We start from the raw sequence: 13,852 nt of genomic DNA on the forward strand, positions 1-13,852 counted from the left end.
ATAAGGCTGTCGATGCAGTGAAGACAGCACCTGAAGCAGCCGATAAAGCGGCTTCTGGAGCGGTAGAAAAAGCCACTGACGCTATTGATAAGGCTGTCGATGCAGTGAAGACAGCACCTGAAGCAGCCGATAAAGCGGCTTCTGGAGCGGTAGAAAAAGCCACTAGTGTTGCGGAGCACCAGGGGATTATTTTAGAGAATCAACAGGTTTTATTTAAAGATTATGATTTAGATAAGCTTTTGCATAAGATACAAATGGTGCTTGAGCATAACAATCTAGAAAATGTTAACAAGCAGTTTCACAGGCTTTTTGATAAAAAAGCCGCTTCTGTTTATTCTTGTTCGTTTGAAAAGTCCGCTGTAGATGAAAAATCTCAGACTGTAAAAGAAGAGATGGAGCAAGAGCATAGTACAGGTGATCAGACAAAGGTTGCTGCTGTGGAAGCTACGATGGAGAGCCATGATTATGAAAAAAGTCAACGTTTTAACAAAGCGCATGAAGTAAGTGCTCCAATTGAAGCACATCAGAGTGACAATCTTTCTTCTTCTAAAGCTTTATATAAGGAAGGGTATGATTTTATTCGCTCTGCCAACTATGTTGATGCTGAAAAAAGCTTTTGCGCTTTTCAAAATCGTTACAAAAAAGATTCTTTGAGTGATGATGCTTTATTTTGGTTGGCTGAATCTTTGTTGGGACAAAAACGCTATCATGAGGCAGCACAAGTTTATCTTACCGCATGGTATGCAGATAAAAAGAAGCTTTATACCTCCGATATTTTGCTGAAATTAGCAAGAAGTATGGTCGCTCTTGAGCCAAATAAAGACAGTTGTGCTCATTTTGTGAAAAAGTCAAAACATCAAAAAACATTAGAGTCTATTTTTTGTAAACCTGCAAAATAAATAGCGAGGTCGTTTTCGGTGTGCGTTAGACTGGCAAGAAATCTCTTTAAAACATCGGATTTTATTCAGTGTCAGAAGTTGATTCTTGCCGTCTCAGGGGGAAGTGATTCTTTGGCTTTGATGTTTTTGGTCAAAGAGCATTTGGAAACTCTCTCAGTTCCTCCAGAAATAATTGTTGTCACAGTTGATCATCAATTGCGTAAAGAATCAACGCGTGAAGTAGAAACTGTTGCAAAAATTTGTCGAGTCCATCACATTAACCATATCACTGTGCGGTGGGAAGGCGAAAAACCAAAGACGCACATTGCTTCCAGTGCTCGTGTTGCACGCTATGATCTCTTGGTTAAAGAAGCACAAAAACAAGGCGCATCAGTTATTATGACGGGCCATACACTCAATGATCAGGTTGAAACCTATCAAATGCGGTATCAACGTCTCCAAAAGAATAGAGGTGCGTTGCACGGTGAAGCTGGTGCTATGCGTGATGAGGTTTATGGCAGTGGTTTTGCTGGTGCTTTGCGCGGTGAAGCCGAGGATATACATGATAAGGGTCATGCCAGAGAAACGAGAAAAAATATTGCTGAAAAAAACTATGCTCCCCTATATGAGCGTGGTTTGTCCTGTATTCCGCGTGAGGCGTTGTTGCATAGAAAAGTGCGTTTGATTCGGCCGCTCCTTGGTGTAAAACGCCAAACATTACGGGATTATTTACGCTTACAAGGACAAACATGGATTGATGATCCAACCAATGAAGATCGCAATTTTGAACGTGTGCGCGTGCGTCAATCTCTTTCTGCGCAAAAATTGGCTTATATTGCTCAAAAAATAAATGAAGCCGCATTGCAGCGTCGTCAACAAGCGAAAAATATTGCTGATTTGATCTTAGCGCTGGATATTACTGTTCAACATGGGCGTTGTTTTATAGCAAAGCCTGCGCTATTTTTACAGAAACATTCCGGTTTTCCTTTCGTGGTGGGGCTTTTTGCGGTGCTGATGGGAGGGGGATTTTATTTGCTTCCTAATCAAAAATTAAGCATGCTTGTTCAAAAACTCTGTCTCGATTCTCCAGAAAAGAAGCGTTTTACTTATGCGGGCTCTGTTATTGAATATAACAAGTACGGGATTTCTTTGTGGCGTGAAAGGCGCAATATGAAAGAGGCTATCGTTGAGCCAGATAAAACTTTTATATGGGATGGGCGCTATCAGATCATAAATCATGGATCTGAGGCTATAAAGATTGGAGCCGCAAATTTAGAACAGCTGAAATTTTTATTGAAAAATAGCGATTTTGAGCTTGAAAAACCTCATTTTCCCTCTTTACAATCGCTGCCGATGATTTCAAATCACAAAGGGTATGATATTCCAGAGTTGATTTCTCAAGCAGTTGTTCATAAACATGTTATAATCAAACGGATTATGGCACCTTTCGATTGGCTTTCCTCACGAGAAGATGCTGCCTTGGTAAATGTTGTGGAACCTTTTTTTAATATTGAGGTGAAAAGATAAAGGAAAATTACTCTAAAAGAAAATAAACAGCTTCTCATCCCTTGGCAAGGGGCTGACAAGGTTATATGTTAAGGGGAACTGTTTGAAATCTATATTTGATTAAGTGGGCTGAATATGAATTCCAATTACCGCTCTCTCCTTATTTGGGGAGTTATTGCCTTGATTTTGATTGTGTCGTTTTCTCTCTTTAATGGAGATAGTCAGCGTTCTGGTGGTGGAGAAGTCTCCTATTCTGAATTTTTGCAAAAAGTTGAGAATAATGAGTTGAAATCTGTGACCATTCAAGGTCAAAAGCTAACAGGACAAACCATTGAACATAGAACTATTTCGACCTATGCTCCTCGCGATCCAGGTTTGATACAAAAATTGGAAAGCAAAAACGTCAATGTTAAAGCTATTCCTGAAAGCTCTGGAAATAGCATTTTCCTCAATCTCCTCTTTTCCTTATTGCCTGTTATTATTATCGTGGGGGCGTGGGTCTTTTTTATGCGGCAAATGCAAAATGGATCACGCGGTGCAATGGGATTTGGGAAATCAAAAGCGAGATTGCTTAATGAAGCGCAAGGACGTGTTACCTTTAAAGATGTTGCTGGCGTTGAAGAAGCAAAGCAAGATCTTCAAGAAATTGTTGAATTTTTACGTGAACCACAAAAATTTCAACGCTTAGGGGGGCGTATTCCACGCGGTGTTTTGCTTGTTGGTCCTCCAGGAACTGGTAAAACTTTGCTAGCACGTTCTGTGGCAGGTGAAGCCAATGTGCCATTCTTTACCATTTCAGGGTCTGATTTTGTTGAAATGTTTGTTGGTGTTGGGGCGAGCCGTGTGCGCGATATGTTCGAACAGGCTAAAAAAAATGCACCTTGTATTATCTTTATCGATGAAATCGATGCTGTTGGTCGCCATCGGGGAGCTGGACTTGGTGGTGGAAACGATGAACGTGAACAGACCTTAAATCAGTTGCTTGTTGAAATGGATGGGTTTGAGCCCAATGAAAGTATTATTCTTATTGCCGCAACAAACCGTCCTGATGTGCTTGATCCCGCTTTGTTAAGACCAGGGCGTTTCGACCGACAAGTTGTTGTGCCAAACCCTGATGTTTCTGGGCGTGAACAAATCTTGAAAGTGCATGTGCGTAATGTGCCTTTAGCGCCTAACGTTGACTTAAAAATTTTAGCAAGGGGAACACCAGGATTTTCTGGTGCGGACCTGATGAATCTGGTCAATGAAGCTGCTCTTATGGCTGCGAGCCGTAATAAGAGAGTTGTCACGATGCAAGAATTCGAAGATGCCAAAGATAAGGTGATGATGGGGGCTGAACGTCGTTCAACTGCTATGACACAAGAGGAAAAAGAACTCACTGCTTATCACGAAGCAGGACATGCTATTGTGGCTCTTAATGTGCCGGTTGCTGATCCTGTCCACAAAGCAACAATCGTTCCAAGGGGAAGAGCATTGGGAATGGTGATGCAATTGCCTGAAGGCGATCGCTATTCCATGAGTTATCGGTGGATGATTTCTCGTTTGGCTATCATGATGGGTGGACGTGTGGCTGAAGAATTAAAGTTTGGAAAGGAAAATATCACATCTGGTGCTTCTTCTGATATTGAGCAAGCAACTAAATTAGCACGCGCAATGATCACACGGTGGGGATTTTCTGATCTGCTTGGAAATGTAGCTTATGGCGATAACCAAGATGAAGTCTTTTTGGGTCATTCTGTTGCGCGAACACAAAATGTCTCTGAAGAAACAGCGCGCATGATTGATATGGAAGTGCGTAAGCTTATTGATGATGCCTATAAAAGTGCGACCAACATTTTGAAAACAAAAAGAAAAGAATGGTTTGCTTTGGCACAAGGTTTGTTGGAATATGAGACTTTAACGGGAGCTGAAATTAACGAAGTTATTGCAGGAAAGCCTCCTTCACGCACACAGAAAGATGAGAGTGCTGCGCCACGGGGGTCTTCTGTTCCAAAAACTGGAAAAATGAAAACAGAGACAACAGTGGCAGATGAAAAAAACGCTAAAACACCGCTGCATAAAGCAGAGACCATTAAACTAGAGGCAGACAAAGCAGAGGCAGTTGTTGGGAAAAAAACAGCAAAATCCGGTAATGTTGAGCCTAAGGAGGTTCAGTCTAAAGAAGGACAGTTGGATGAAACTGAGAAAAAAGCGCAAAGCACAAAAGGTACCACAAAATCAGTCAACCGCTCTAAAAGGAATGCTGAAAAGAAGTCCAATACTGCGGGAGATGATAAAGAAAAATAAGAACTATTTAATAACGCTTGAGTAACGATGTTTTAGGAAAACTTCTAAATTCTTTGAGAAAGGCGCAAGCTTTGCTTGCGCCTTTAATATAATATTTGCAAAAACATGGAAGCAAAAATTAAGCAAAGCCGTTGTATTATGACGGCTTTAGCAGGCTACAAGGCGAGGTGGTATTTTCCTTTACGGATTTAGCAAGGTGTGAGGTTGGTGCTGGGTTTCTTTATGGATTTGGCAAGTGTGTAAGATTATCCTTTGGTTGTGTTCAAGGGATGTGTAAAGCATTTTGAGGAGATAATATTGCTTTTATGTGTGAGGGTGTAAGAGATAATTGGTTGAGAGTGATTTAGATGTGTAGTGGGTGAATAAGGTTTTTGATTATCTAAATGCATGAAGGTTTAGATCAATGATCTGATTTTATATGGGGAGGGGGACTATTGTACCAAGGGGGCTTGTTAGAGTTTTAAGAAAAGCCAAGGGAAGAATTATATATTAAAGGAAAGAGGCATGGTGCAAAAATATTTTGGTACAGATGGAATTCGGGGGAAAGCCAATTCATTTCCTATGACACCCGATTTTGCCATGAAGGTAGGAATGGCTGTAGGGGTTTTATTCCGCTCACAACATCAATCACGTCGTGTGGTGATTGGCAAGGATACACGATTATCTGGCTATATGTTGGAAAACGCTTTGGTTTCAGGATTGACTGCTGCGGGGATGGAAGCTTTTTTATTAGGGCCAGTGCCAACACCTGCTGTTGCAATGCTTTGTCGCTCTTTACGAGCGGATCTTGGGGTGATGATTTCTGCTTCTCATAATCCGTTTTATGATAATGGAATTAAACTTTTTGGTCCTGATGGTTTTAAACTTTCAGATGATATGGAAGCGAAAATTGAAAAATTGATCGATACAGATCTTTCAAAGTCTTTAGCAAGTTCTGCCGAAATTGGTTATGCAAAACGGGTTGAGGGGGATATTTATCGTTATATTGAATATGCTAAACGAACTTTGCCGCGTGATGTTCGCTTAGATGCTTTGCGTATTGTTGTGGATTGTGCCAATGGGGCTGCTTATAAAGCTGCTCCCCGTGCTTTATGGGAATTGGGGGCTGAGGTTTTTGCTATTCATGATGAGCCCAATGGTACCAATATTAATCAAAAATGTGGATCAACTGATTTAAGCTCTTTAAAACGAAAAGTGCATGAAGTGCGTGCTGATGTGGGGATTGCTCTTGATGGAGATGGAGATCGTGTTCTCATTGTTGATGAAAAAGAACAAACGGTTGATGGAGATCAGTTGATTGCTGTAATTGCTGAAAATTGGCATAAAATGGGACAATTACGGTGTAACGGTGTTGTTACAACGATTATGTCAAATCTTGGACTGGAGCGTTTCTTGAACAGTAAAGGGTTGCACCTTGTAAGGACAAATGTTGGAGATCGTTATGTTGTCGATGCCATGCGCCAAAAAGGATATAATGTTGGTGGTGAAGCTTCTGGGCATATCGTGTTGAGTGACTTTGGTACAACGGGTGATGGGTTGGTGGCTGCATTGCAGATTTTAGCCTGTATGAAGGAAAGTCAAAGTCCTATGAGCCAATTGTGTAAGCGGTTTGAACCTGTACCACAAATCTTAAAAAATGTAACGATTAAAAATAAAAATGTACTGAAAAAAAATCCAGTCAAAGGGGCAATCGATAAAGCAACACAACAATTGGGAAAAGAGGCACGGCTGGTGATCCGCGCTTCTGGAACTGAGCCGGTTATCCGCCTTATGGCTGAAGGCGATGCCCAAGAAGTATTGGACACGGTCGTGACAGAGTTGATGGATGTTATTATCCATCATGATGTACGCATGGGTACTGCACTTGAGGAATCTTGAATTTTTTGAGAAAATTATCAGATCATCTTTTAATAAAGGTCTTATTGTAATGCGGGATTTTGGCAATTACAAAAGGTGTGGTTATTAACTATGTTAGTGATGTAATAACGGCTTGTGGGATTGAACTTAGTATTTTAATTGCACGTTATCATGAACTTCAACATTCGATTTTTACGATTAAAGAAGAAAAAATCATCATGATATGGTTGTTAGAAAATTTTGTGGCGTTTATCGTCAATTGTGGCTTCGTATTGAAGGCATAAAATTTACACCGATTGCGTCAATGTTTTTAAATCGTATGAATAAAATTAAGGCTGTTCTTGGTTCTCTGTTTAGAGTATCTACTGTTAAGTTGAAAAAAGCTATTAGGCTTATAAATTGGCTTTTAAATCGTTTATTTTTACAAAAATGTTATGCACATACATAATATGATCCCTAAACAAAACAGTAATTGTAACAAAAATGAGTGTTTAGAATAATTTGAATACACTCAAAATACTTACATGACCTTCGGTCATGTAAAAAAGGCTTATGAAAAAATAAAGAAAGGAAAAACTGAAACGACTCTATCCTCAAAAAACAACAAATTGCTTCAAATCAAACCAGAACTTTTAACTGAAGCATTGCCTCATGTTGCTATGTTCATGAAACATGAATTGCAATCTGAAAGAGATTTAATCGGATCCATGGAATTTTTAGCGAAAATGAAGGGCATTTCTTCTCATGCCGTTGAAGAAGCTAAAGAGACTATGAGAAAAAATGTGCTTTCTTTTACTATAAAAGAAAGCACATTGGGGGGATTAGAGTGACAGCTTTACATATTTTACTCTGAAAAGCGGTCTTTTTTATCTTTTTTCCACAGAAAATAAGTTGCAAGTCCGAGAATCGGAACACTCAATTTGGTAAAAGGGAGATGTTGACTCAGAACGGCAAGGCTAGAAACGGTTGCATCTGTCATAAGTTTGTGGCGTTGTTCTTCTGTCTTTTTTTGTTGGTCATAGCGTTGAGAAGCCTTAAGAATCCGACTGATAATAAGACCTAATCCTGCAAGAAAAAGACAAATTAAAAACATGATACTAGCGGCGGCAAGAGGCTTCATAACAGAACATAACGCAATAAAAACGATGATGCATAAAAAAAGCAAAGACATGAAGAATGAAATGCCAATAAACCCACAGCAAATTGCTTGAAGGCGTACTTGCTTGACAGTGCTTTTAAGCCCTCCACCGACAAGATGGTTTAAAAGAGGAGCGATAAACTTATGCATTGCTTAACGACGCAGTAATTGAGAAAGAATAAAACCAACTCCTGCGGCAAACAAAACGCTTTTGCCAGGATTTTTGCGAACGCATTGATTCATGGTTTGTTCAAGATCACTGATTTTGTCTTTTGCTTGAGACATCATGTCTTCACCACTTTCTTTCGCTGAGCGATATAGTTTTTCCGCTTTGTCTTTGGCGGCGTTAAATTTGTTTCCACCAAGATCTGTCAGGGTTGAGGTAATCCCTGAAATTTCATTGCGTAACTTTTCTAATTGTCCTTGTAGGTCTTTTTGTTGGTCTTTTTCTACGGCTGTTTTATTGTGCTGTGTTGTTTTATTCTGGGACATGATATTCTCTCCCTCTCTTGATTTATTATATTTGTATTGGTATGTTCATAGTGATAATTTGCATTGGAGTGAAAATTTTCACTGCTTGAGTAACGCCAAAAGCTTTTTTTGGTTCCTTTCATTTTGTCGAATTTAAAACTGTTTTTGATAAAATAGATCTTTCCTATACGATATGCTCTGTCCGTAAAGGATCACATCTGTTGAAAATTATCTTATGCTTTGCAGGAATTTAGCACCATTATTCAGTTTCTTGTGGCGCAGTTTTTTATAAAAGTTTTTTAAAAGCGTGCTGAGGCTTATTTTTTAGGTTTGTGACAGATAAAAAACATGGTTGTTGCGCTTTTGCAGCAGAAGTAATGTCATTTTTATGCTTTTGAAGAAAAGAAAATAATATTGCTGTTCTTTGCTTTTTATGTATTTGGAGGCTAAACGAGCACTCCCATTATACTTTTGGTCAGTTTAAGATATTGCGATAGTTCTTTTTTAAAAAAGCTATATTTTTATTTTGGGATAAAAGGTATTTCAGTGCACTGGTTGTTAGAGATGTGCATATCCTTTTCTTCAAGAGTTTTATGACATTTTTACTGCTTATTCCATGCAAGCAAATATTTTGTTGGATTTAAAAGAGCCGCTGAAATGAGAGAAGCTTTGCGGTATGAGGGATTCATTCAACAGGAACGATGATAAATTATTCTTATAAATTAAAATATTATGCGATATTTCTTATGAGTCTATCATTTTGCCCAATTCATGTAATAAATTGATTAGGTAAGATAAACTTGTTGAATTTTAGAGAAAAATTTCTTGAGTGCTTTCTTTAGAATGAGAGAGAGCTTGTGGAATAAAACTATACTGATCTATCAAGTTTTCTTTCTTAAGAGGAATGCGAAAATGACGTTAAAAGGGTAGTAGCATTGTGGAACAGTGATGCTATGCGGGATGACGATCCAGCTCATAAAAAAGATAAGACCAGAAGAATGTGAGATAGAAATGGAATCTGAAACAATATCTTTAGATAATATGTCTGCTGTATTGACAGCGCGTGATTTTTCTCCTTTTTCTATGTTTATGGCTGCTGATTGGGTGGTGAAAGCCGTTATCATTATTTTGTTACTTGCTTCTCTGGTGTCTTGGACAATTGCTTTTGTGAAAATTATTGAGATCACTTTGGCAAAACGAAGAGTACGTCATGAACTTCAATTGGTTCTTAATGCTCAGACTCTTACGCGTTTGGCAGCTAGCTTGAAAGAAAGTAAAGGGGCTGGTGTGTTTTTTCTCAAAGAAGTCCTTAAAGAGGTGTATCTTTCTACACAACAGGTTCATTTTTCTGCTCCTGAAGGGATAAACGAAAGCTCTGGAGCAAGAACCAGTCCAAGAAAAAGTGCACAAGCGCTCGAAGACATTCTCTTTTATGAGGAGAGCAATCAATATGAAGATGTTTCCCGCGATGTTTGCGATGTTAAAGCTCGCGATGTTCATGAAGGTTTAAAAGAAAGAGTTCATTCACTTTTGTCACGCTGCTTGTTGGCTGCTACACGCCGTGTTGCATGTGGAAGTGCTGTTCTTGCAACCATTGGTGCAATTGCTCCTTTTGTTGGTCTTTTTGCAACTGTTTGGGGAATTATGAATTCTTTTATTGGGATTGCTCAGTCTCAAACAACGCGACTTGATGTGGTTGCTCCTGGGATTGCTGAAGCCTTATTCGCAACGGCTATTGGGCTTTTTGTAGCTATTCCCGCCGTTGTTATGTATAATAGCCTTATGCGTGCTTTGAATGGTTATCGCAATGATTTAGGCGATATTGCTGCCGCTCTTGAAAGGCTTTTGAGCCGTGAACTTGATAAACAAAGACAACAGATAAGTTATAAAAAATGAAAGCAAGCCTTAATAATGATTGGGATACAGATGAGATTGGGTTGCAAAGCGAAATCAATGTGACCCCCTTTATTGATGTTGTATTGGTGTTGCTTATTGTTTTTATGGTTGCAGCACCTTTGGCAACATCTGTCATTTCCGTTCAGCTTCCTTCTATAACTCAAGCACTTTCAGTGGTTCAATCTGATAAATCTCTTTATGTTACTTTGCAAAAAGATCGTTCTCTTTACATTGGTGATCATCTTGTAGAAAAAGCAGCTTTGAGAGAAGCTTTGTTGAAGGAAACTACGCAAAATTTAGAGACAAAAATTTTAATCAAAGCGGATAGTGAAATTGATTATGGTACTGTCATCGATTTATTAAATCAAATACGCATGGCTGGATATAATAAAATCGGTCTTGTGGGATTGCAAAACTCTACCAATCTTACCTCAAGAGGTGTAATCAATAATAAAACAATAGGGGTAGTGGATGCTGCTGTCGATGGAGTCGGGTGGTAAACGTTGTTGGGGCATGTGGATGCTGTAACAACGGGGCACTGCCGTAAACGCTAATATTTCAGGAGCTGCCTCTGATCAGTGATAAAAATAGCCTTTGTTGCAGGAAGCAAAGCATATTACTCAAAGTTGTAGAGTGAAATTGATGACGGTTCTGTCGTGGATTTATTAAACCAAATATGCATGGGGTTCGTATATTGAATCTGTTTTGTAGGATTCAGCTCTACTAATCTCGCTTCAAGAGGTGTGATCAAGAAAAATAGCAGGGGCGATTGTTGTGTGTCTTAATCCATCTTAAAGCCTTTTTTGCGGCGGTGTTTATCAATAGTATAACGGGTAAAGCCCACGTAAAATAATAAAAAATCTATCGAACATCTCCATCTTTATGCTTAACAAAAGAGCAAGCGAGCACCATTATAGTATTTATATTTTTTCTCAATGTTGTGACAGTGCTTAGTACAAGTATTCATTATAGGCATTTTTCCAGTTTTTATCTATATGCTAGTCATGTTTGGAACGTGAGAGACATGCTTTTGATTGATTTAATATAAATAGATTTGCAATAAAAGAATCTTACAGTATTGAGATTGCTCATTTAAGTTGCAAAAAAATTAATAATGATTATAAATCAATATGATATATAGATTGTAGACATTACAAGTATGTGTGTGAGCTCTCAATGGTTAATGCCAATATTTTTGTTATGGGAGAGGGGTATCCGGTGGGTGATAACGAAGTTTTTTATAACGCAAGAAACGTAGTTAAGAGATGATTGTTTAGAGGGGCGGGCGTTTAGTGAAAGAACTTTGAGAGTAGTAAATGTGCACTCCTTCTGCACTTTAAAAGCCCTAAGGACCACCAGCGAAAGAGTTGTTAGAGTAAGCGTGTGTTATATTTTGAGAGTAGCAATTTTTTCAGAGCTTCTTAAGTATGCCCCGTTGAACCAAAACCTCTTGTTCCACGGCTTTCTATATGGCTTTGGGTATTTTGCTCTGGTTCAATGGCGCAAACATTAACTTGGGTTACAGGGGCGATGACCGTTTGGGCAATGCGCATTCCCCGTTGGATGGAAAAATCTTCTTGGCCCAAATTGATAAGAAGGATTTTGACTTCACCACGGTAATCACTATCAATCGTTCCTGGAGTGTTGAGGCATGTGATGCCGTGTTTTAAGGCTAAGCCAGAGCGTGGACGTATTTGTGCTTCAAACCCAAGAGATAAATGAAAAATGAGACCTGTTGGAATAAGTGCCCGCTGCCCAGGGGCAAGAACAAGCGTTTCTTCTTCTCCAATTGCTGCACGTAGATCAAGCCCCGCAGAACCAGCCGTTGCGTAGTGAGGAAGTTCTAAACCTTGTCCGTGTGCAAGACGTTGAACAAATAAAGTCTGGGCATGTGAAGATTGAGAAGAGACAGGATGGTTGTTTAGAGGGGGGGCGTTGGTTTCAGTGTGCGACATGATCAAGGCATTTCCAAAATATGAGTTCTAGAAGAAAATGATACTTTAACAAAAGATATCTATAAAACCAAGTTGATAAAGGTTTGTTGATACAGGTTGTCCCCAGAGCTTCATGATCTAGAGTATTCCAAAACACCATCAATAGCATCATCAATGATGGCTTATCCCTAGGGACATGCGCTTATTTGAGATCTAAATTATGGTTACAGATAGGATTTTTTAGATACTACCGATAAGAATACCTGTGGCAAAAACCAGAGCACCACCAATGATGACCTGTAAAGAGGCACGCCAAAAGGGAGTTGACATGAATTTGTTTTGGATCCAGACGATGGCGCCGAGTTCGAAAAAAACAATGATAAAAGCAATAATTGTCGCTACATAAAAAGAGTTGATCAAATAGGGAAGAGTATGGCCTAAGCCTCCTAATGTTGTCATAATGCCGCTGGCAAGACCTCTTTTTAATGGTGAACCACGCCCTGATAATTTGCCGTCATCGTGGGCTGCTTCTGTGAAACCCATCGAAAGTCCCGCACCAATTGAAGCTGAGAGCCCTATCAAAAAAGTTTGATGCGTGTCTCCTGTGGCAAAAGCTGCCGCAAAAATGGGGGCAAGGGTGGAGACAGACCCATCCATTAACCCTGCAAGACCTGGCTGAATCCAAGTCAAAAGTGTTTGTCTTTGCGCTTTCGAAGGTTTTTTTATGGTGTGATTTGCTGCTGTTGTTTTTTGGGAGGGATGGCAGCTCTTGCTTTTTACAAGAGAAGTTCGGTCACATAATGAGCCGATAGTGTTTGCACGATTGTGGCAAGTAAGACACAAAAGTTCCTTATAATTTTTAAGTTCTTGAAGCCCCATGGCGGTAAAAACCGCGGCTTCCTTAGAGGAATAAGGTTCTAGAGCTTTTGCATATTTTAAATAGAGCGCCGCATGTTGCTCTTTTATTTTAAGCGCTTTAAGCATCACGTTTTGTGCTGAACGAAAGAACAGACCTTTACGTTGTCCAAATAAAAAAAACAATTTCAACATTTTCTGTTCCTTTGCACTTTAGAACAATTCTAAAACATAAGAAAAATAAACCGAAAGTCAATCTAAAAGTTAAAAACTGAAAAATTGCGAAAAGGTTGCACTGAGAAAAAAGAATGCTGGGAAGTCAAGAAAGCAAAGGAGATTTAGCAAGAATAATGGTTACATGAAAGAAATGATTGCGTGAAAAAATTAAGAGGCAATGTGCTTTATTTTGCTAAAGGGCGTTTGAATGGAGCATGCTAATGTATTTTGCTAGAGAATATAGAAGAAATAGGCTTGGCGTCATCATTCATTTTATGCGTTCAAAAGACTGTAACAGCTCTTGGAATTTGAAATGATTCTTTAAAAGAGACCTTTTTCAAGGGACAAAAGCCCATTTCGCGAGGGGGCCCCCGTGAAGAGTATAGAAGGGTAGAGCAACAAAATTTTCATGAAATAATATAAACTCCATTGAGTCTTCTTAATCTTTACGCTTCATAAAAGAGCAAGCCGGTATCATCATATACCTTAGCTCCCAGTGTTGCGACAGTCTTTAGCACGGTTTATTATAGGCATGGCATTTTATTGTACAGTTTTATGCCACTCGATCCCACTTGTGGAGGTGTAAGACAGTATTCTTATGATATTTACGCGCATTGAGCGTTGTTACAGCTTTTGCATTTAGGTGGATTTTGTAGCGTGTAACGAATTATCTTTTGTGCTGTAATTGCAGGGGCAGGTTTAAGGGTGGGAGTGCATAAATGGAAGAGATATTATCATATCAAATTGTTTGATTACGCATAAAAATTTATGCTTTATGAAGGGGCATTTATCGCCTTGTAACTTACCTGATATCT

The 13,852-nt window shown here is 39.2% G+C and carries 11 protein-coding genes and 1 pseudogene; 8 read left to right on the plus strand and 4 right to left on the minus strand.

The window, feature by feature from the left end:
• The 6 genes and pseudogenes from ACFIJS_RS05255 to ACFIJS_RS05280 all read left to right on the plus strand — a co-directional run.
• Positions 1-899, plus strand: a pseudogene (locus ACFIJS_RS05255) (tol-pal system protein); the annotation flags it as partial.
• Positions 900-917: 18 nt separating this feature from the next.
• Entirely contained in the window at positions 918-2,405 is a 1,488-nt protein-coding gene (tilS, locus tag ACFIJS_RS05260) for a tRNA lysidine(34) synthetase TilS (protein ID WP_375650471.1), read from the plus strand.
• Between the two features lie 114 nt (positions 2,406-2,519).
• Positions 2,520-4,670, plus strand: coding sequence for an ATP-dependent zinc metalloprotease FtsH (ftsH, locus tag ACFIJS_RS05265; RefSeq protein WP_375650472.1), 2,151 nt, complete (start codon positions 2,520-2,522; stop codon positions 4,668-4,670).
• A gap of 504 nt (positions 4,671-5,174) precedes the next feature.
• Positions 5,175-6,548 carry a phosphoglucosamine mutase gene (glmM, locus tag ACFIJS_RS05270; RefSeq protein ID WP_375650473.1) on the plus strand — a complete coding sequence of 458 codons (1,374 nt, stop codon included), beginning with the start codon at positions 5,175-5,177 and terminating at the stop codon, positions 6,546-6,548.
• 77 nt (positions 6,549-6,625) lie between these two features.
• The gene (locus ACFIJS_RS05275; RefSeq protein ID WP_375650474.1) at positions 6,626-6,811 is read left to right on the plus strand and encodes a hypothetical protein; all 186 of its coding nucleotides are present in this window, start codon (positions 6,626-6,628) and stop codon (positions 6,809-6,811) included.
• Positions 6,812-7,051: 240 nt separating this feature from the next.
• Positions 7,052-7,357, plus strand: coding sequence for a hypothetical protein (locus ACFIJS_RS05280; protein WP_375650476.1), 306 nt, complete (start codon positions 7,052-7,054; stop codon positions 7,355-7,357).
• Positions 7,358-7,371: 14 nt separating this feature from the next.
• Here ACFIJS_RS05280 and ACFIJS_RS05285 read toward each other — a convergent pair whose 3' ends face one another.
• On the minus strand, positions 7,372-7,815 hold the full coding sequence (locus tag ACFIJS_RS05285; protein WP_375650477.1) for a hypothetical protein: 444 nt from the start codon (positions 7,813-7,815) through the stop codon (positions 7,372-7,374).
• A gap of 3 nt (positions 7,816-7,818) precedes the next feature.
• Positions 7,819-8,157 carry a YqjD family protein gene (locus ACFIJS_RS05290; protein ID WP_375650478.1) on the minus strand — a complete coding sequence of 113 codons (339 nt, stop codon included), beginning with the start codon at positions 8,155-8,157 and terminating at the stop codon, positions 7,819-7,821.
• Positions 8,158-9,147: 990 nt separating this feature from the next.
• Here ACFIJS_RS05290 and ACFIJS_RS05295 point away from each other — a divergent pair.
• The gene (locus tag ACFIJS_RS05295) at positions 9,148-10,032 is read left to right on the plus strand and encodes a MotA/TolQ/ExbB proton channel family protein (RefSeq protein WP_375650479.1); all 885 of its coding nucleotides are present in this window, start codon (positions 9,148-9,150) and stop codon (positions 10,030-10,032) included.
• A complete protein-coding gene (locus tag ACFIJS_RS05300) occupies positions 10,029-10,532 on the plus strand; it encodes a biopolymer transporter ExbD (protein ID WP_375650480.1) in 504 nt (167 codons plus the stop codon). The genes ACFIJS_RS05295 and ACFIJS_RS05300 overlap by 4 nt, the downstream gene beginning before the upstream one ends.
• Positions 10,533-11,453: 921 nt before the next feature.
• Here the strand turns inward: ACFIJS_RS05300 and dut are convergent.
• A complete protein-coding gene (dut, locus tag ACFIJS_RS05305) occupies positions 11,454-11,987 on the minus strand; it encodes a dUTP diphosphatase (RefSeq protein ID WP_375650481.1) in 534 nt (177 codons plus the stop codon).
• Positions 11,988-12,206: 219 nt separating this feature from the next.
• A complete protein-coding gene (locus ACFIJS_RS05310) occupies positions 12,207-13,016 on the minus strand; it encodes a VIT1/CCC1 transporter family protein (protein WP_375650483.1) in 810 nt (269 codons plus the stop codon).
• Between the last annotated feature and the right edge of the window lie 836 nt (positions 13,017-13,852).

It is taken from the genome of Bartonella sp. OT172YNZD, from assembly GCF_042193725.1.
GTDB lineage: Bacteria > Pseudomonadota > Alphaproteobacteria > Rhizobiales > Rhizobiaceae > Bartonella > Bartonella grahamii_A.

Bases quoted from the DNA above. Each gene is read 5' to 3' on its own strand.
- ACFIJS_RS05290 (WP_375650478.1), bottom strand. From the start codon at position 8,157: ATGTCCCAGAATAAAACAACACAGCACAATAAAACAGCCGTAGAAAAA.
- ACFIJS_RS05280 (WP_375650476.1), top strand. From the start codon at position 7,052: ATGACCTTCGGTCATGTAAAAAAGGCTTATGAAAAAATAAAGAAAGGA.
- dut (WP_375650481.1), bottom strand. From the start codon at position 11,987: ATGTCGCACACTGAAACCAACGCCCCCCCTCTAAACAACCATCCTGTC.
- ACFIJS_RS05295 (WP_375650479.1), top strand. From the start codon at position 9,148: ATGGAATCTGAAACAATATCTTTAGATAATATGTCTGCTGTATTGACA.
- ACFIJS_RS05300 (WP_375650480.1), top strand. From the start codon at position 10,029: ATGAAAGCAAGCCTTAATAATGATTGGGATACAGATGAGATTGGGTTG.
- glmM (WP_375650473.1), top strand. From the start codon at position 5,175: ATGGTGCAAAAATATTTTGGTACAGATGGAATTCGGGGGAAAGCCAAT.
- ftsH (WP_375650472.1), top strand. From the start codon at position 2,520: ATGAATTCCAATTACCGCTCTCTCCTTATTTGGGGAGTTATTGCCTTG.
- ACFIJS_RS05285 (WP_375650477.1), bottom strand. From the start codon at position 7,815: ATGCATAAGTTTATCGCTCCTCTTTTAAACCATCTTGTCGGTGGAGGG.
- ACFIJS_RS05310 (WP_375650483.1), bottom strand. From the start codon at position 13,016: ATGTTGAAATTGTTTTTTTTATTTGGACAACGTAAAGGTCTGTTCTTT.